This is a genomic window from Antribacter gilvus (assembly GCF_003946865.1).
GTDB lineage: Bacteria > Actinomycetota > Actinomycetes > Actinomycetales > Cellulomonadaceae > Antribacter > Antribacter gilvus.
The window spans coordinates 138467-157067 of the sequence record NZ_QXTH01000008.1 but is presented as its reverse complement, the minus strand read 5'-3'; the positions used below and the strand labels follow the sequence as shown (position 1 = coordinate 157067).

General features: G+C 71.8%; 15 protein-coding genes and 1 tRNA gene. 7 read left to right on the top strand and 9 right to left on the bottom strand.

Annotated features, from left to right (window positions below):
* Nucleotides 1–8: 8 nt before the first annotated feature.
* Nucleotides 9–1094 (bottom strand): sensor histidine kinase, encoded by a 1086-nt coding sequence (locus D1350_RS14860; RefSeq protein WP_125776810.1) that lies wholly within the window; start codon nt 1092–1094, stop codon nt 9–11.
* A 34-nt stretch (nt 1095–1128) separates the two neighbouring features.
* Nucleotides 1129–1896 (bottom strand): response regulator transcription factor, encoded by a 768-nt coding sequence (locus D1350_RS14855; RefSeq protein ID WP_125776809.1) that lies wholly within the window; start codon nt 1894–1896, stop codon nt 1129–1131.
* Nucleotides 1897–2052: 156 nt separating this feature from the next.
* Here D1350_RS14855 and D1350_RS14850 point away from each other — a divergent pair, with 156 nt between their 5' ends.
* The 3 genes from D1350_RS14850 to D1350_RS14840 all read left to right on the top strand — a co-directional run bounded on the left by D1350_RS14850 (nt 2053) and on the right by D1350_RS14840 (nt 5621).
* Nucleotides 2053–3438, top strand: coding sequence for a hemolysin family protein (locus D1350_RS14850; protein WP_125776941.1), 1386 nt, complete (start codon nt 2053–2055; stop codon nt 3436–3438).
* Complete coding sequence (locus D1350_RS14845) at nt 3435–4532, top strand: hemolysin family protein (protein WP_125776808.1); 1098 nt, start codon at nt 3435–3437, stop codon at nt 4530–4532. Before D1350_RS14850 ends, D1350_RS14845 begins: the two co-directional genes overlap by 4 nt.
* Before the next feature lie 249 nt (nt 4533–4781).
* On the top strand, nt 4782–5621 hold the full coding sequence (locus tag D1350_RS14840) for a M15 family metallopeptidase (protein WP_125776807.1): 840 nt from the start codon (nt 4782–4784) through the stop codon (nt 5619–5621).
* Nucleotides 5622–5641: 20 nt separating this feature from the next.
* Here D1350_RS14840 and D1350_RS14835 read toward each other — a convergent pair whose 3' ends face one another.
* Entirely contained in the window at nt 5642–6295 is a 654-nt protein-coding gene (locus D1350_RS14835; protein ID WP_125776806.1) for a CYTH domain-containing protein, read from the bottom strand.
* 137 nt (nt 6296–6432) lie between these two features.
* Here D1350_RS14835 and D1350_RS14830 point away from each other — a divergent pair, with 137 nt between their 5' ends.
* The gene (locus D1350_RS14830) at nt 6433–6939 is read left to right on the top strand and encodes an NlpC/P60 family protein (protein ID WP_125776805.1); all 507 of its coding nucleotides are present in this window, start codon (nt 6433–6435) and stop codon (nt 6937–6939) included.
* 231 nt (nt 6940–7170) lie between these two features.
* Here the strand turns inward: D1350_RS14830 and D1350_RS14825 are convergent.
* A tRNA-Arg gene (locus D1350_RS14825) sits at nt 7171–7243 on the bottom strand.
* Between the two features lie 161 nt (nt 7244–7404).
* Between D1350_RS14825 and argS the strand changes: the two genes are divergently transcribed.
* Both argS and lysA read left to right on the top strand, forming a co-directional pair.
* On the top strand, nt 7405–9093 hold the full coding sequence (gene argS, locus D1350_RS14820; RefSeq protein WP_125776804.1) for an arginine--tRNA ligase: 1689 nt from the start codon (nt 7405–7407) through the stop codon (nt 9091–9093).
* Nucleotides 9090–10469: a diaminopimelate decarboxylase gene (lysA, locus tag D1350_RS14815; RefSeq protein WP_206074553.1), complete on the top strand. Its 1380-nt coding sequence runs from the start codon at nt 9090–9092 to the stop codon at nt 10467–10469. The genes argS and lysA overlap by 4 nt, the downstream gene beginning before the upstream one ends.
* A gap of 84 nt (nt 10470–10553) precedes the next feature.
* On the opposite strand, the gene aceB is transcribed toward lysA, so the two are convergent.
* Complete coding sequence (aceB, locus tag D1350_RS14810; RefSeq protein ID WP_125776802.1) at nt 10554–12296, bottom strand: malate synthase A; 1743 nt, start codon at nt 12294–12296, stop codon at nt 10554–10556.
* A gap of 67 nt (nt 12297–12363) precedes the next feature.
* Entirely contained in the window at nt 12364–13743 is a 1380-nt protein-coding gene (gene aceA / locus D1350_RS14805; protein ID WP_240644115.1) for an isocitrate lyase, read from the bottom strand.
* Nucleotides 13744–13910: 167 nt separating this feature from the next.
* On the opposite strand from aceA, the gene D1350_RS14800 reads away from it, so the two are divergent.
* Nucleotides 13911–15482, top strand: a complete 1572-nt coding sequence (locus tag D1350_RS14800; protein WP_240644114.1) for a helix-turn-helix transcriptional regulator — start codon at nt 13911–13913, stop codon at nt 15480–15482.
* Nucleotides 15483–15554: 72 nt separating this feature from the next.
* Here the strand turns inward: D1350_RS14800 and D1350_RS14795 are convergent, their stop codons facing one another.
* The 3 genes from D1350_RS14795 to D1350_RS14785 form a co-directional block, all read right to left on the bottom strand.
* The gene (locus D1350_RS14795; protein WP_125776801.1) at nt 15555–16157 is read right to left on the bottom strand and encodes a hypothetical protein; all 603 of its coding nucleotides are present in this window, start codon (nt 16155–16157) and stop codon (nt 15555–15557) included.
* 103 nt (nt 16158–16260) lie between these two features.
* Nucleotides 16261–17016, bottom strand: coding sequence for a PDDEXK family nuclease (locus D1350_RS14790; RefSeq protein ID WP_125776800.1), 756 nt, complete (start codon nt 17014–17016; stop codon nt 16261–16263).
* A 207-nt stretch (nt 17017–17223) separates the two neighbouring features.
* The gene (locus D1350_RS14785) at nt 17224–18477 is read right to left on the bottom strand and encodes an extracellular catalytic domain type 1 short-chain-length polyhydroxyalkanoate depolymerase (protein WP_125776799.1); all 1254 of its coding nucleotides are present in this window, start codon (nt 18475–18477) and stop codon (nt 17224–17226) included.
* Nucleotides 18478–18601 lie beyond the last annotated feature (124 nt).

Here is an 18601-nt window from a genome sequence, read left to right as displayed (position 1 = left end):
ACGGGGTCTCACCCGTCGGTGGTGGTCGCGACGCCCGGCGCGGGGCGGGCGCGGGCCGGGAGCGTGATGCGCATCGTGGCGCCCTGGTCGGAGTCGGCGACCTCGACGTGGCCGCCGTGCAGATCCACCGCCCAGCGGGCGATCGCGAGACCGATCCCCGTGCCGCCGCTCGACCCGACGGTCCCCGAGGCGCCCACCGGGTGGCTCGACGAGCCACGCGTGAACCGCTCGAAGATCCGCTCGCGGTCCTCCTTCGCGATACCGGGTCCCTGGTCGCTGACCTCGATCACCACGGCGTCGCCCGAGGGGTAGGCGTCGAGCCGGACGACCCCGCCGTGGGGCGAGTGCCGGATCGCGTTCTGGAGCAGGTTGGTGACCACCTGGTGCAGCCGCTCGGCGTCGGCCTCCAGCACCAGGTCGTCCGGGGTCACGTCCACCACGTAGTGCAGGCCCTTGGCGGCGTCGACCATGGACAGGCCCTGCGCGCAGTCCTCCAGGAAGTCGCCCACCGGGACCTCCGAGATGGCGAGGGCCGAGGCCCCGGCCTCGATGCGGGACAGGTCCAGCAGGTAGGAGACGAGGCGGGTGAGCCGCTCCGTCTGCGCGAGGGCCTGCTCCAGGGCGGCCGGCGTCGGCTGCGACACGCCGTCCACCATGTTCTCGAGCTGGGCCTGGAGGGCGGCGATCGGGGTGCGCAGCTCGTGCGAGACGTTCGCGATCAGGTCGCGCCGCGTCTGCTCCACGGACGCCAGGTCCTCGGCCATCATGTTGAACGCCGCGGACAGCCTGCCGACCTCGTCCTGGCTCGTCGCGCGCACCCGGGTCGTGTAGTCGCCCTCGGCCATCGCCTGGACGGCCGCCGTCATCTCGCGCAGCGGGGAGGTCATGCCACGGGCCAGGATCTGGGTGAGCAGCAGCGACAGCAGGATCGCGAGCGGGAACGTGCGGCTGGGGCCCAGGCTCGCCTGGAGCCCCAGCCAGGTGATGAGCACGGCGAGCGTGACCGTCGCCGCCACGAGGACGCCGAGCTTGGTCTTGAGGGAGCGCAGCGGGTCGAGGGGACGAAGGTCGCGCAGGTCGCGGCGAGGTGGCATCAGGTGGTGGCGCTCGTGGCGTTCTCGGCGACGCTCACAGCGCCGGCGGCTCGAAGGCGTAGCCGACGCCGTGGACGGTCCGGATCAGGTCCGGGCCGAGCTTGCGGCGCAGCGCCTTGATGTGGGAGTCCACGGTGCGGGTGCCGCTCGCGTCGGCCCAGTCCCAGACCTCGGCGAGCAGGCGCTCGCGCGTGAGGACGGTCTTGGGCGAGCCGGCGAGCATCACGAGCAGCTCGAACTCCGTGGGTGTGAGATGCACCTCGTCGCCGCCGCGGTACACACGGCGCTGGGCGCGGTCGACGGTCACGTCGCCCATGATCATGGGCGGGTCTGCGGGCGTGGCCGCGGCGGCCTGCGCCGCGCGGTCCACGCGGCGCAGCAGCGCCTTGATCCGGGCCACCAGCTCACGCATCGAGAACGGCTTGGTCATGTAGTCGTCCGCGCCGACGCCGAGACCCACCAGCATGTCGGTCTCGTCGTCGCGGGCGGTGAGCATGAGGATCGGCACGGGCTGTTCCGCCTGGATGCGGCGCGTGACCTCGAGGCCGTCGATCCCCGGGAGCATCACGTCCAGCACCACGAGGTCGGGGCGCAGGCGGGCGGCCGCGTCGACCCCGGAGAGCCCGTCGCGCGCCACCTCCACGCGCCATCCCTCGGCGGAGAGCCGCTGGGCGATCGCCGTGGCGATCGTGGGCTCGTCCTCGACGACGAGGACGGTGGCCGTCTGCTGGCCTGTGCTGGCCGAGGACGGCGCGGATCCCGGGAACGGGGTGCCCGGCGACTGGGGCGTACCAGAAGACATAGGACCAATCTTGCACCTACGAGCCTGACAGGACACTGAGACTCGGCTGTTACGTCGGACGAAAGGACGCGCCGGGCTGCTCTGCGGGCGGCCTCCGTCCGCTGCGAACGCTAGGATCGTTGCCACCATGATCGAGCGATATTCGTGGAGCACCCTGTGGTAGGCGACTGGTTGATGGTCGCGCTCGGGGTGCTCCTCACTGCAGGCACAGCTGTCTTCGTGGCCGGTGAGTTCTCCCTGGTCACCCTAGATCCCGCCGTCCTGGGCGGAGACGACGACCAGGAGGGCGACAGAGCCCGGCCCGGCGTCACCGTCGCGAGAAGGCCGGCACCGAGCAGGCGTGACGCGGCGGTCCGCGCCGGGCTGAAGAACCTGTCCACGGAGCTCAGCTCCGCCCAGGTCGGCATCACGCTGACCACCATCCTTCTCGGCTACACCGCCCAGCCCGCACTCGACTCCCTCCTGGAGTCGGCGTTCGGCAACGTGCCCGTGCCCGGAGCCGTGGCGGGCGTGCTCGCCGGCGTGCTGGCGCTGCTGCTCGTCAACGTCTTCTCGATGGTCTTCGGCGAGCTGATCCCCAAGAACTTCGCGCTCTCCGCGCCGCTCGCGACCGCCCGCCTCGTCGTCCCGCTGCAGCGGGCCTTCACCATCGGCTTCAAGCCGGTCATCGCCGTGCTGAACGGCTCCGCGAACGCGATCCTGCGTCGCGTCGGTGTCGAGCCCCGTGAGGAGCTGTCGGGCGCCCGGTCCGCCTCCGAGCTGGCGTCGCTGGTGCGGCGCTCCGCCGCGGAGGGCACGCTCGAGCGGTCGGTCGCCACGCTGCTGACCAACTCCATCGAGCTCGACGAGCTCTCCGCGGTGGACGTCATGACCGACCGGATGCGCATGGTCGTGGTGCACCGCGACACCACCGCGGAGGAGGTCGTGGCGCTGGCCCGCAGCACCGGGCACTCCCGGTTCCCGGTGATCGGCGAGGACCGCGACGACGTCGTCGGCCTCGTGCACCTGCGCCGCGCCGTCGGCGTGCCGCACGACCGCCGGTTCGACGTGCCCGCCGCCGCGCTCATGGTCGACGCGCCACGCGTCCCCGAGACCGTCCGCCTCGGCCCGCTCCTGGTGGAGCTCCGCGGGTTCGGCCTGCAGATGGCGGTCGTCGTGGACGAGTACGGCGGCACGTCCGGCGTCGTCACCCTGGAGGACGTCGTGGAGGAGCTGGTCGGCGAGGTGTCGGACGAGCACGACCCCCGCCGCGCCGGCGCGGCTCGTGCCGCCGACGGATCGTGGATCGTCCCGGGCGTCCTGCGCCCGGACGAGCTGGAGGAGACCACGGGCATCGACCTGCCCGAGGACGGCGCCTACGAGACCCTCGGCGGCCTCGTCATGGCCCGCCTGGGCCGCGTCCCTGTGGTGGGCGACGCGATCGAGGTCGACCGTGTCTCGCTGCGGGTCGAGGCCATGGCCGGCCGCCGCGTCGAGCGCCTGCGCGTCCGGGTGGCCGAGCCTGCCCCGGACGCCTCCGACCGTTCGGAGGAGGTCCGATGAGCACCTCGACCGCCCTCCTGATCGGCCTGCTCCTCCTCGCCGGGAACGCCTTCTTCGTCGGCGCCGAGTTCGCCGTCCTCTCCGCGCGCCGGAGCTCCATCGAGCCCCTCGCGGCCGCGGGCGACCGGCGGGCCACGACGGTGCTCTGGGCCATGGAGCACGTCTCGCTCATGCTCGCGTGCGCCCAGCTCGGCGTCACCGTCTGCTCCACGGGCCTCGGCATCGTGGCGGAGCCGGCCCTCGCCCACCTCCTCGAGGGGCCGCTGCACGCGCTCGGCGTGAGCACGGCGCTCACCCATCCCATCGCGCTGGTCATCGCGCTGTCCGTCGTCGTCTACCTGCACGTGGTGCTCGGCGAGATGGTTCCCAAGAACCTCGCGGTGGCCGGGCCGGAGAAGGCCGTCCTGTGGTTCGGGCCGCCGCTCGTGATGCTCGGCCGGGTGCTGCGCCCGCTCATCGGCGCGCTCAACTGGATCGCCAACCACGCCGTCCGCCTCGCGGGCGTCGAGCCCAAGGACGAGGTCGCCTCGGCGTTCACGGCCCAGGAGGTCCAGTCCATCGTGGAGCACTCGGCCGCGGAGGGCGTCCTCCAGGACGAGCAGGGCCTCCTCTCGGGTGCGATCGAGTTCTCGTCCCGCACGGCGGGCGACGTGATGGTGCCCGTGACCCAGCTCGTCACCGTGCCCGACGACACCACGCCGGACGAGGTGGAGCGCCTCGTCACCCGGTACGGCTTCTCCCGCTTCCCGGTCGTCGCGGGCCTGCACCCCCTCGCCGAGGGCGAGACGGGGCCCGAGGACGACCCGGACGCCGTCGGCCGCCTGGTGGGGTATCTCCACCTCAAGGACGTGCTGTACGCGACCAACGGCGACCGGTACGACCCGGTCGCCCCGTGGCGCGTGCGGGCGCTGGCCGCCGTGCGTCCCGACGACGAGGTGGAGGAGGCGCTGCGCGAGATGCAGCGCTCCGGCTCCCACCTCGCCCGGGTCGACGGGGCCGACGGCGCGGTCCTGGGCGTCGTCTTCCTCGAGGACATCCTGGAGGAGCTCGTGGGCGAGGTGCGTGACGCCATGCAGCGACGCCGCTTCGCCTGACGGATGTCGCCGATACGACCCGGGCGGGTTTGCGACTTCTGTAACCGGGCGTCGTGACGCTATCGTGACCCAGACGCCGCGTGATGTGGACGACACATCCAGGTCACAGGCGTATGGCACCTTCGGGTGCCGGGGTGGTTACCGCCAGGGGGCGGGATACCACAGCCACGTCTTGGCACCTTCGCCAGGCCGTGGTTAGTGTCGGACGAGCCGCGAGGGGCCGCGGGCGCAACAGACCACGGAGGGGTAGTGGAGTCAGCGGCTGTCTCGGGCGATCAGCCCGCGCTCGTCTCACGGCGCGCCCGGCGTGAGGCGGAACAAGGGCCCGGTCGAAGTACCGCCGGCCGACGGAAGCCCGAGAAGCCTTCGGCGAACCAGCGCACCCTCCAGCAACGTTGGCTCCCCAAGACCGCCGTCCTCGGCACCCTGGCCGCCGCCACCATCGCGGCGCCGCTCTCCCCGCCGGCATCGGCCGGTGACACCCCGTTCGCACTCGACCAGGCCAACGTCGGCCCGTCCACGCTCGACGTCGTGACGATGCCGGGGACCGCGCCCGCCACCTCGTCCGCCGTCGCCGCCGCGCCGAAGGTCACGCGGAGCGACGTCACGGTGAGCCGCACCTCCGAGCGCAACCCGCTCCCGAACTGCGACCCGAACGCACCGGTCGAGGGCACCAACGGCAGGCTCGCCGACCACTCCCTCTGCGAGATCTGGCAGCAGGGCGACTCCCTCCGCCCCGATGCCGCCATCGCCCTGTCGTCGCTCAACGAGAACTTCCGTGCGGCGTTCGGCCGGGACCTGTGCCTCGTCGCCACCTACCGCTCGCTGTCGATGCAGTACTCCGTCAAGGCGTCCCGCGGCTCGTACGCCGCGTCGCCGGGCAGCTCGATGCACGGCTGGGGCCTCGCGATCGACCTCTGCTCGCAGGAGACCGGCTCCGCCGACGTCTACCGGTGGCTCAACGCCAACGCTCCGGCGTACGGCTGGCAGAACCCCTCCTGGGCCAAGCGCGGCGGCGTCGGCGCGTACGAGCCGTGGCACTTCGAGTTCGTGCCCGGTGTCCAGGAGAAGGGCAAGTGGTACGGCTGAGGCCTACGTGCCGCTGAGCCTCACGTGCTCAGGTGCTCGTTGTCGCCGAAGTCCTGGCTGAACCGCGGCCCCGTCGCCGCGAGCTCGGCGGCGAACGTCGTGGACCACGCGCGGTACGGGTCCACCGCGAGGGACTCGTTGGAGAAGCGGCGGTCGTCGGTGATCTCCGTGACGCAGAAGTCCGGGATCTGCAGGTCCGTGACCGGCCCCGAGCGTTCGCACTCCGCGACGATGAGCGGATGGTTGGCGCCGCCGAAGACGTCGATCGACCACCCGTCCGCGCCCAGCCACACCGCGTAGCGCGTCTTCACGATCGGGTTGCCGCCCCGCCTCACCAGCTCGACCGCCACCAGCGGGTCGAGCTCCCGCTCCGCCTCGTAGCGGGTGCCGCCCACGGACGGGCCCTTGACCGTGACGGCGGCGAAGTCGACGGTGTCCCGGAACCTGTCGAGGACGTCCGGGGCCTCTGTGGCCTCGTCCTGCCGCACGTCGACGTCGGACACCTGGACCCGGACGCGCAGCGCGTAGCCGCCGTCGGACAGGAAGTAGGACTGCACGATCAACGTGGGTGCGTCCCGCAGCGGCGCGGGAAGCTCCCGGACGAAGAAGCGGCGCTCGAACTCGAAGTCCTCGTAGCCCGTGTCCTGCGCCGATGCGGGCCGGTGCTCGCTCATGACGCCCCTCAATGGTTGACGGGTGCGGATCCGGCGAGTCTACTCGGGCGGGAAATCCCGTGCTGACGGGAAATCCCTTGCTGAGGAGCGCCGGTGCCGGGCTAGCGTTCGGCGTCCGTTCCTTCACGAGGGAGACCATGGAACACGACTGGCAGCGCTACATCGACAACGCCGTCGCCTGGGCGCACGCTGCGCTCGGCTCCACCGCCTACACCACGCGGTGCCTCGCGTTCGTCGAGGACGCCTACGAGCGGTCCAACGAGGTCGAGGTCTTCGGCGGCGACTCCGCGCGGGAGTCGGCCGAGCTCTACGCGGCGCACGAGAGCTCCGGGGAGCCGCCGCGAGGCGCCTTCGTCTTCTACGACAACACCGGCGAGCTGCTCGGTACCCGGCAGAACTGGGGGCACGTGGGGCTCAGCCTCGGTGACGGCCTGGTGATCCACGCGTGGGACCGCGTGCGTCTCGATTCCTACCTGGCGGTGCAGGACCTCGCCGGCCCGCCCGGCTGGGACTCCCCGCGGCTCGTCGGCTGGACGCCGGTCGAGCGGATCTTCGAGGGGAGCCGGCCCCGGGTCTGGGTGGGCGACGCCGCCGAGGCCGCCGAGCGGATGGCGCGGGAGCGGTTCGGGGAGGCGAAGCGGTGAAGCCGGCGGAGATCGTCGTCCTGCTGTCGCGGGGCCCGAAGGACGCGTCGCTGCCCGGAGGCCTCTGGTCAGGGAGCCTGTGACCGTGCCGATCTCATTGGTCCTGCTACCTGTGGTTCATCGGCGACTGACGGCAGATTGTCAGGCGGCGGCTCGAAGTGGCCTCGCGGACGGGGGAACGGAGAAGCCCCCGACCGGCGTAAGTGCTGGTCAGGGGCCATCTTCCGAAGGTGCGCCCGATAGGATTCGAACCTACGACCTTCTGCTCCGGAGGCAGACGCTCTATCCACTGAGCTACGGGCGCGCGGTGCTGGTTCCAGGACCGGCACGGTGCACGAGAATACCAGCAGTCGGCCGGTTCGTCCGCATCGATTGAGCGTGGCGGCCGTTGCAGGCGAGGCGCCGCCCGTTCCGGGCTGTGGAAACCCGGGGCGTCGCCCCCGGCCCGGCCGATAGAATCGGCGGGTGACCCCCGACGAGCTCTCACGAGCACTCAGCGCTGCCCTTGCCGCGGCCGTTGCCGACGGCACCCTCGCCCTGCCAGCTGACGCGATCCCCGCGTCTGTCCACGTGGAGCGACCCCGGCAGCGCGAGCACGGCGACTGGGCCACGAACGTCGCGCTGCAGGTCGCCAAGAAGGCCGGCACCACGCCGCGTGCCCTGGCGGAGGACCTGGCCGCGCGCCTGAGCGCCACGCCGGGCGTGAAGTCGGTGGACGTCGCCGGTCCGGGGTTCCTCAACATCACGCTCGACGCCGCGGCGGCGGGCGAGCTGGCACGCAGCATCGTCGAGGCGGGTGCCGACTACGGCCGCAACGCCCAGGAGGCCGCGACGCGGATCAACCTGGAGTTCGTGTCGGCCAACCCCACCGGGCCCATCCACATCGGTGGCGTCCGCTGGGCGGCCGTGGGCGACTCGTTGGCGCGCATCCTGGAGGCGTCGGGCGCCGAGGTGACCCGCGAGTACTACTTCAACGACCACGGCGCGCAGATCGACCGGTTCGCGCGCTCGCTGCTCGCGGCGGCGACGGGCCTGCCTGCCCCCGAGGACGGCTACGGCGGCGCGTACATCAGCGAGATCGCCCAGGCGGTCATCACCGACGCTCTCGCCGCCGGTGACACGGACCCGCGCGAGCTCCCGGACGACGAGGCGCAGGAGGTCTTCCGTGCCCGCGGCGTGGACCGCATGTTCACGGAGATCAAGCAGTCGCTGCACGACTTCGGCGTCGACTTCGACGTCTACTTCCACGAGGACTCCCTGCACGAGTCCGGAGCGGTGGAGCGCTCCGTCGAGCGCCTCAAGGCCGACGGGCGCATGTTCGAGAAGGACGGCGCGCTCTGGCTGCGCACCACGGACTACGGCGACGACAAGGACCGCGTCGTCATCAAGTCCGACGGCGAGGCGGCGTACATCGCGGGTGACATCGCCTACTACCTGGACAAGCGTGAGCGCGGGTTCGACGACGTCATCATCATGCTCGGGGCCGACCACCACGGGTACGTGGCCCGCATGATGGCGGTCTGCGCGGCGTTCGGCGACACGCCCGGCAAGAACATGCAGATCCTCATCGGCCAGATGGTGAACCTGGTCAAGGAGGGCCAGCCGGTGCGGATGTCCAAGCGCGCAGGCACGGTCATCACGATCGACGACCTCGTGGGCGCCGTCGGCGTCGACGCGGCGCGCTACTCGCTCGCCCGCTACTCGGCCGACTCGAACCTCGACCTCGACCTGGACCTGCTGACCAGCGCCAAGAACGAGAACCCCGTGTTCTACGTGCAGTACGCGCACAGCCGCACGGTCCAGATCGCCAACAAGGCGGTGGAGCGTGGCGTGCGCCGCGAGGACGGCTTCGACCCGTCCCTGCTCCACCACGAGTCGGAGTCCGTGCTGCTGGGCCGCCTGACGGAGTTCCCGCGGGTCGTGGGCCAGGCGGCCGAGCTGCGCGAGCCGCACCGCGTGGCCCGCTACCTGGAGGCCCTCGCAGGCGACTTCCACTCCTGGTACAACGACGACGAGAAGCTGCGCGTCGTCCCCTACCCGGACGAGGAGGTCACGGAGGACCACCGCGCCCGCCTGTGGCTCAACGACGCGGTGCGCACCGTCCTCGCGAACGGCCTCGGTCTGCTGGGCGTGAGCGCCCCGGAGCGTCTGTGAGCGGCCACCCCGGGGAGCCCTGGTCCCGCGGTGCGCGCCGCACGGCCGACGGCGCCCTCGAGGTGGCCGGTCTGGACCTGCGCGACCTCGCGGCGGAGCACGGCACACCCGCGTACGTGCTGGACGAAGCCGACTTCCGCTCCAGGGCCCGTGCCTACCGGACGGCGTTCGAGCAGGCGTTCGCCGCGGTCGGGGCGGGCGTCGACGTGTACTACGCGGGCAAGGCGCTCCTGACCGTCGCCGTCGCTCGCTGGGCGCGCGAGGAGGGTCTGCGGGTCGACACGGCGTCGGGCGGCGAGCTCGCCGTCGCGCTCCGCGCCGGAGTGCCGGGCCCCGAGCTCGGCCTGCACGGCAACAACAAGTCCGACGCAGAGATCCAGCGGGCGCTGGACGAGGGCGTGGGCCGGATCATCGTCGACTCGCTGGCCGAGATCGAGCGGGTCGCGGAGCTCGCGCGAGAGCGCGGCGCCGTCGCCCCCGTGATGGTCCGCGTCACCACCGGGGTGCACGCAGGCGGCCACGAGTACATCTCGACGGCGCACGAGGACCAGAAGTTCGGCCTGTCGATCGCTCCCGGTACCGGAGCCGACGGCGACTCCGCCGCGATGACGGCGCTGCTCGCGGTGCTGAGCCACCCGGAGCTGAGGCTGCTCGGCATCCACTCGCACATCGGCTCCCAGATCCTCGACCCGGAGGGCTTCGAGGTCGCGGGCCGCGCGGTGCTGCAGCTGCGCGCCGACCTCGCGGCGCGCGCCGGCGTGCTCGTCGACGAGGTGGACCTGGGCGGCGGCTACGGCATCGCGTACCTGCCGGGCGAGGTGGCGATCGACCCTGAGCGGGTGGCGAAGGACGTGGCGCAGGCTGTGGCCGCCGTCGCCAACGAGCTCGGCACCCCGTTGCCCCGGTTCTCCATCGAGCCGGGCCGCGCCATCGTGGGGCCGGCGGGCCTCACGCTGTACACCGTCGGCACGGTCAAGCCCGTGGTCGTGGGACAGGACGCGACGGGGGAGCCGTTCACCCGCACCTACGTGTCGGTGGACGGGGGGATGAGCGACAACATCCGTCCCGCGCTCTACGGCGCGCGGTACCACGCCGAGCTCGCGAACCGGACCTCCTCTGCCGACCCGGTGCTTGCCCGTGTGGTGGGCAAGCACTGCGAGAGCGGCGACATCGTAGTGCACGAGGTCCAGCTCCCGGGCGACGTCCGCGCGGGCGACCTCCTCGTCGTCGCGGCGACCGGTGCGTACGGCCGCTCGATGGCGTCGAACTACAACCTGCTCCCGCGGCCGCCCGTGGTCGCCGTGACGGCTGGGGCTTCCCGGGTGCTGGTGCGGCGGGAGACGATCGACGACCTGCTGGCCCTGGACGAGGGCTGATCCGGGGTCGGCGCACGAGGAGGGCGGGAACCATCACCGGGTTCCCGCCCTCCTCGCCACACGGGGCCCGTGGGCCCCGCTACCTCACGGCTGGTCCACCAGGGACCCGACCAGGAACCTCGCGTAAGCGTCCAGCGTGAGGAAGTCCGGGAAGTCCTCCCCGAGGGAGACCTCGCGGAAGACGGTGACGGCGTCGTCCACCCGGTTGCCCTCGGGGCGGGGCAGCTCCGCGGAGATCTCGGCCAGCAGGCCCTCGACGCGCTCGTGGGTGACGGGCGCGCCGTCGTCGTCGGTCCGGGTCCCGGACGCGATCCACTGCCACACCTGCGACCGCGAGATCTCCGCGGTCGCGGCGTCCTCCATGAGGTTGTCGAGAGCGGCGGCGCCGACCCCGCGCAACCACGACTCGATGTAGCGGACCCCCACGGACACGTTGGCGCGGAGCCCCGCCGACGTGACGGTGGCGCCCGCCCGGCGCAGCGAGGCGACGTCCAGCAGGTCGTGCTGGCCCACGTTCACCTCGGGGCGGAGACGGCTCACCTGGTTCGGTGCGTCGCCGAGGACGGCGTCGAGCTCCGCACGAGCGACCGGGATGAGGTCGGGGTGGGCCACCCAGGTGCCGTCGAAGCCGTCGCCGGCCTCACGCCGCTTGTCGGCGCGGACCTGCTCGAACGCCCGCTCCGTCACCTCGGGGGACCGGCGGTCCGGGATGAAGGCGCTCATGCCGCCGATCGCGTGGGCTCCCCGCTTGTGGCAGGTCTGCACCAGCAGCTCGGTGTACGCCCGCATGAACGGGGCGGTCATGGGGACCTGCGCGCGGTCGGGCAGCACGTAGGAGTCGCCGCGCGTGCGGAACGACTTGATGACCGAGAAGAGGTAGTCCCAGCGGCCGGCGTTGAGGCCGGCGCAGTGCTCCCGCAGCTCGTAGAGGATCTCCTCCATCTCGAACGCGGCGGGGAGCGTCTCGATCAGGACCGTCGCGCGGACGGTGCCGCGCGGGATCCCCAGCGTGTCCTGGGCGAGCGCGAACACGTCGTTCCAGAGCCGGGCCTCGCGGTGCCCCTCCAGCTTGGGGAGGTAGAAGTACGGCCCGCGGCCGCGCTCGATCAGCTCGCGCGCGTTGTGGAAGAAGTACAGGCCGAAGTCGACGAGGCTCGCTGACGTGCAGCCGGTCACGCCGTCCCGGTCGGTGTACCGCAGGTGCTTCTCCACCAGGTGCCAGCCGCGGGGGCGGAAGACGATGGTGGGGAGGTCGGCGAGGTCGGGTGACCGCAGGTCGTACCGCTTGCCCGCCTCGTTCGTGAAGGTGAGCGTGCCGCGGACCGCGTCGTGGAGCGACAGCTGCCCCTCCACCACGTTGCGCCACGTGGGGGACGAGGCGTCCTCCTGGTCCGCGAGCCAGACCTTCGCGCCCGAGTTCAGGGCGTTGATGGTCATCTTCGGGTCCGTGGGGCCGGTGATCTCGACGCGCCGGTCGTCGAGGCCCGGCGCGCCCGCGCTGCCCGCCACCCGCCAGGCCGGGTCGTCCCGGACCGGACGGGTCGACGCCCGGAAGTCCGGGTCGGCGCCCTCGGCGAACTCGTCGCGCCGCGCGCGGCGGGCGGCGAGGAGCTCGTGGCGGCGGGCCGCGAACCGGTCGTGCAGCAGGGCGAGGAAGGCGAGCGCCTCGGGGGTGACGATCTCGTCGTAGCGCGCGCCGAGCGTCCCGTTCACGGTGACGGTGCCCGCCGAGCGGGAGCCCGGCGGGATGCCGATCCCGGACAGGCCGGCGGTCGCGTCGTAGGGGCTGACCCCGCCCGGGGCAGGGGGGTTGGTGGTGGCGGTCATGATGTCCTCCGCGGGGTAGGTGGTCGGGCGCGGGCTGCGCGGCGCGGGCGAGGCGCCGCGGGGCGGCCTAGTGGAACTGGGCGGTCTCGGTGGAGCCGGCGAGGGCGAGCGTCGCGGCGTCCGGGTTGAGGGCCGTGGCCACGCGGTCGAAGTACCCGGTGCCCACCTCGCGCTGGTGCTTGGTGGCCGTGTAGCCGCGCTCCTCGGCGGCGAACTCGGCCTCCTGCAGCCGCACGTACGCCGACATCTGCTCCCGCGCGTACCCGTGGGCCAGGTCGAACATGGAGTAGTTGAGGGCGTGGAAGCCGGCGAGCGTGATGAACTGGAAGGAGAAGCCCATGGCGCCGAGCTCGCGCTGGAACTTTGCGATCGTCGCGTCGTCGAGGTGCTTCTTCCAGTTGAACGACGGCGAGCAGTTGTACGCGAGCATCTGGTCCGGGAAGTCGGCCTTGACCGCCTCGGCGAACTTGCGGGCCAGCTCGAGGTCCGGCGTGCCGGTCTCCATCCAGATGAGGTCCGAGTACGGCGCGTAGGCCTTGGCGCGGGCGATGCAGGGCCCGATGCCGTTGCGCACCTTGTAGAAGCCCTCGTTGGTGCGCTCGCCGGTGACGAACGGCTTGTCACGGTCGTCGACGTCGGACGTGATGAGCGTCGCCGCCTCTGCGTCCGTGCGGGCGATGATCACCGACGGCACGTCGGAGACGTCGGCCGCGAGGCGTGCCGCGTTGAGCGTGCGCACATGCTGCTGGGTCGGGATGAGCACCTTGCCGCCGAGGTGGCCGCACTTCTTCTCCGAGGCGAGCTGGTCCTCCCAGTGCACGCCGGCGGCGCCGGACGCGATCATCGACCGCATGAGCTCGTAGGCGTTCAGCGGGCCGCCGAAGCCGGCCTCCGCATCTGCCACGATGGGGGCCAGCCAGTCGCGGGTGGGGGTGCCGTTCTCCTCGACGTCGATCTGGTCGGCACGCAGCAGCGCGTTGTTGATGCGCCGCACGACCGCCGGGACGGAGTTGGCCGGGTAGAGCGACTGGTCCGGGTAGGTCTGCCCGGAGAGGTTCGCGTCGCCGGCGACCTGCCAGCCCGAGAGGTAGATGGCCTGGAGCCCGGCCTTGACCTGCTGCACGGCCTGGTTGCCCGTGAGGGCGCCGAGCGCGTTGATGTAGTCCTCCTCGTGCAGCTGGCGCCACAGGCGCTCCGCCCCGCGCCGCGCCAGCGTGCACTCCTCGCCGACGGAGCCGCGCAGCGCCACGACGTCCTCCGCCGTATAGGTGCGCTCGATCCCCGTCCAGCGCGGGTCGGTCGCCCAGGAGCGGCGCAGGTCGTCGGCAGTCTGCACCTGGTCGCCGGCGCGCTTGCCCGACGACGTTGCGGTCGCCTCGGGCGCGGTCGTCGCCTTCTGCGGCTCCTCGGGGAGCGAACGGCGCGTGACGATGGTGGGGGTGCTCATGGCGTGACCTCCTGGGTGAGGCACCCGGTGCGACCGGGTGGTGCGGAACGTCCGGCATGCCGCGTCAGCGGCGCCGTAGGACGACCATCCGTCACGCGACAAGCCCCTCGCTAGGCAGTTGCATGCAGAAGATTCCCGAAAGTTCTGCTGGACGGAAGCAGTGGCGTATGTCACGCTCAGACATGGCCATCTCGACGGAGAATCGTGGAACCGGACGAAACGCCCTCGTCTCACCGCTGCGGGCCGGCGTGGTGCAGCCGGGTGCGCGGCCGGCGTCGGGCACCTCGGAGGCGCCTGAGGCCGAGCCGGACGCCCTGACGATCGGGCGGCGGATCCGCCACCTGCGCACCGCCAAGGGCATGACGCTCGAAGACCTGGCGAACGCGGTGGGGCGGGCGCCGTCTCAGGTGAGCACGCTGGAGAACGGCAAGCGGGAGCCCAAGTTCTCGCAGCTCCAGGCGGTGGCGCGGGCGCTCGGCGCGAGCGTGGACGAGCTGCTGTCGCCGGAGCCGCCGTCGCACCGGGACGGCCTCGAGATCGAGCTGGAGCGGGCACAGCGCGGGCCCCTGCTCGCCTCGCTCGGCGTGAACGGCCTGCGGGTCGGCAAGTCGCTGCCCACCGACGCGCTCGAGGTGATCCTGGCGCTGCACCGCGAGCTGGAGCGGCTCCACACCCAGCGGGCCGCCACGCCGGAGGAGGCGCGGCGCGCCAACGCCGAGCTGCGCGCCATGATGCGCGAGAGCGACAACTACCTGCCCCACCTGGAGGCTGTCGCCAAGGGGCTGCTCGCCGACGTGGGGCACTCCGGCGGGCCCATGCCGCAGCGCGTGGCGGCCGAGATCGCCGAGCACCTCGGGTTCACCCTCCACTACGTGGGCGACCTGCCGCACTCGACGCGTTCCGTGATCGACACCCGGCACCACCGCGTCTACCTGCCGTCGAACGGGATCCGGGGGCGGTCCAACACCCGGTCCGCGCTGCTCCAGGCGCTCGCCTCGCACGTTCTCGGGCACACCGAGCCGCGCGACTACGGCGAGTTCCTGCGTCAGCGCGTGGAGGCCAACTACCTGGCTGCGGCGCTGCTCGTGCCCGAGCGCACCGGCGTGAAGTTCCTGCGCGACGCCAAGGAGGTGCGCGCCATCGCTATCGAGGACCTCCGTGACACGTTCGCCGTCTCCTTCGAGACGGCGGCGCACCGGTTCACCAACCTGGCCACGCACCACCTCGGCATCCCGGTGCACTTCATGAAGGTCCACGAGTCGGGGATCCTGCACAAGGCGTACGAGAACGACGGCGTGAAGTTCCCCGCCGACGCTCTGGGGGCCGTCGAGGGGCAGCACGTGTGCCGGCAGTGGACCGCGCGCGTCGTGTTCGGCGTCGAGGACCGGTTCAACCCGTACGCGCAGTACACCGACACCGCGACCGGGACGTACTGGTGCACGTCCCGGGTGGAGGGCACGTCCGACGGCGCGTTCTCCGTGTCCGTGGGCGTGCCGTTCGCGCACGTGCGGTGGTTCCTCGGGCGTGACACCACGAAGCGGGCCACCTCGAAGTGCCCCGACGAGTCGTGCTGCCGACGTCCTCCGGCCGTGTTGGAGGAGCGGTGGGGCGACTTCGCGTGGCCCTCTGCCCGGCCCCACGCGTCCATGCTGGCGGCGATGCCGGCGGGCGCGTTCCCGGGCGTGGAGACCACCGAGGTGTACCGCTTCCTGGACCGGCACGCACCGGCGGAGTCCTGAGATGCGCGCCAGACTGCTTCCAGACTCGTCTACGGGTCGGTAGGCGGTCCTGGAAGCAGTCCGGCGCGTTCGTCAGAGCCCGGCGGTGTTGACAGCGCGAGCGAAGGAGTCGACCAGGGCCGCACGGTGGGCCGGCGCATGCGCGACCGCCCAGTCGGCGAGATCCTCCAGGAACGTTCGCAGGTCTTGCTTCACGCCGTCCAGGAGCCGGTGGAGGTCATCCACACCGAGTTCGATGACGCGGCGGCCGGGCTCATCATCGTCGGTGAACAAGTGGACTGCGTTCCCCTCGATCACGGCTTCCGGGGACGGGTCGTGGCCCAGGAAGACGCCTCCGGCCGTGCCCCGGAGCAGGTCGCGCAGGCCAGAGGCCTCGTCGAGGTCGGAGCAGCAACCGGGTTGCAGTGCGACGCCCGTCGTCGTGTCGGTGACCCGGTACCCGCCGAAGGCCACGGGCTGGTCCTTGAGGAGCACGGTCCGCAGGAACTCGCTCGCCGAGGCGGCGGGCGTGCTCCGAGGTTCGTCGTTCGAGTAGGCGAAGGACTGGACCGCGAGGCCGATCTCGGCGTCGAGCAACCCGCCGCGGAGCGGCAGGTATCCGTGGGCGGCTGCGACTGGCCAGAGCGTGAAGGGCTCCGGTGTGCCGACCTCCAGGACGGCCTCCATGACGATCACGCCGCTCATTCTTCCGGGCCTGTGGTGGTGAGATGCGCGCCAGACCGCTTCCAGGCTCGTCTACGGGTTGGTAGGCGACCCTGGAAGCGGTCTGGCGCGCATCTCACGTGCTCAGCCGGGCGATCGCCGTGCGAACCTCCGCACCGACCGTCCCGCGGCGGCGGAGATGGTCGTACGTGAAACGGAGCACCACGATGTTCCCGCCCGAGACCAGGTCGTTCTGACGTTGCGCGTCCCTGGTGCGGGCCTCGCGGGAGCTGTGGAACTCGTCGCCGTCGATCTCCACGACCAGCCAGCGGTTCCTGGGGAGCCGCCATACCAGGTCCGCTCTGCCGAGGAACCGCCCTCGATCGTCGAAGAACTCGCGCTGGAGGTCGTGGGGTGGCACTCCGGCGTCGACGCACTCCAGCCTGGCGAAGGTCTCGAGCGGGGACTCGGAGCGGCCGTCCACCTCGGTGAACCAGCGGTGTACGGCCTTCGCCCCGGGCCGACCGCGGAGCAGGTCGTGCAGCACCGGAAGGTCCTCGGCGCGGAGCCGGCCGGTGTTGAGGAGATGGTCCAGCACGGCCACGGCGCGTTCGCGGGGCAGCGTCGGGAGTGCCTGGGCCAGAGCGACGAGAAGGATGACGCACCGTCGTGACGGGTCGATGTCGTCCGGGTGCAGGGCATAGCCCCGGAGCCGGACACCCGGCGCGACACAGGTCGACCTCTTCGGGACCAGCGCGGCTTCGGGCTCGATGTGCAGGGGCAGCCCCTGCACCCCCAGGAGGGCCAGGGCGCACTGTCCGACGGCGACCGAGTGTGGCCCGCATGCGAGCAGCGCGATCCAGGCCGACCGGCGCCGGAGGCGATCGAGCACGCCAGGCTCGCGGCGGTCCGACGGCGAGGGGCGCCCAGCGAGGCCGCCTCTGGCGTCGTCTGTGTACGACGACGCCATCGAGGCCGCTGTGGTCGGACTCGCCGCCGCTGAACGAGGTCAGGTGTGCGCGCCAGACTGCTTCCAGTCGCGTCTACCGGTCGGTAGGCGGTCCTGGAAGCAGTCTGGCGCGCACCCCATATCAGGGGGTCAGCAGGTGGTTGCCACGTCGAAGCGGCCGCCTGCCGACTCCTGCAGGGTGGTCACGGTCGCGTCGCCCTGGCCCAGGTAGTCCAGGGAGCCGTTCGCGTAGTACGGGTTGTACGGGTTCACGCCGTACGACACCGCCCTGCCAGCAGCCTTGTGGGCCGCGTTCGTCGCCGAGCCGCAGTACAGCCCGGGAGTCGGGGTGGGAGTGGGAGTGGGCACCGGCGTCGGCGTCGGGGTCGGCACCGGGGTCGGCGTCGGCCCCGCACCACCCCGGTCCACGCGCCGGTTGTTGTCGAAGAAGAAGTCCGTCACGTACGCCGGGTAGTTCACCGACGACGTCGTCACGTACGAGCCGCCCGGCCCGCCGCCCGCAGGCCAGGCGTGGCCCACCCCGGAGTTGGCGATGAGCGAGACGCGCGGGCCGGAGGCGTCGGACCACAAGGTCCCGGTCCCCGCGAGGTTGGACCCGGCGAGCGACGACAGCGAGAACGACGACTGGCTGGAAGCGCCGTAGATGGAGGCCATGACCTGCGCGTTCAGGGTGTTGTACCCGGGGGCGACGGTCGTGTCGGAGGTCCCGTACACGACCGACGTGAGCTGCGTGGAGAAGCCGGAGGTGTGCGTCCCGGCGAAGCGGGTGCACGTGGACTTCGCGGTCGCGGCGCTCACCGCCACGGAGGAGATCTGCCCGGAGGTGGTGCCCACGGTGGGCCCGGCGTTGATGCCGACGCCGGCGAACACGTCAGGGGCGAGGCAGCCCATCACCATGGTCTCGCCGCCGCCGGAGGAGAGGCCCGAGAGGTAGACCTGGTCGGGGTCGATACCCAGGGACGCGTCGCCGAGGAGCGAGGTCACGAGGGCGAGCAGGTTGTCGTCGTGCCGCGACGGGGACGTCCGCGAGTGGTTCGTGTCGTAGTAGTCCCAGCAGCCGAGGATCACGCCGCCGTTCGGTGCGGCGGGAACGGCCACGACCATCCCGTACTGGTCGGCGGTGGCGGCCCAGTTGCCGCCGTTCTTGAGCACCGACGACGTCTGCGCGCAACCGTGCAGGTTGATCATCAGGGCCCGTCCGGCAGGCAGCGACGGCGCCGTCGACGGGGTGTAGAGCTCGACGGTCATGCCGCCGGCGGAGCGCTGGGACCACGCGCCTGCTGCCGCGGCGGGCGCGCTGACGGCGACCGCCGGCAACAGGAGCGCGAGGGACGTGGCGGCGGTGAGCAGCCCTGCTGCTACCCGCCGGTGGGGTCGAACCATGGGGGACCTCCTCGTTGAGGTGCGAAGTTGGCTGGACCTTAGGTGCAACCTGAATCACCTGTCAACGAAACGGGCACTTGACATCTACCCGCCCACGGGGCCACGATTCCCAAAACCTGAATCG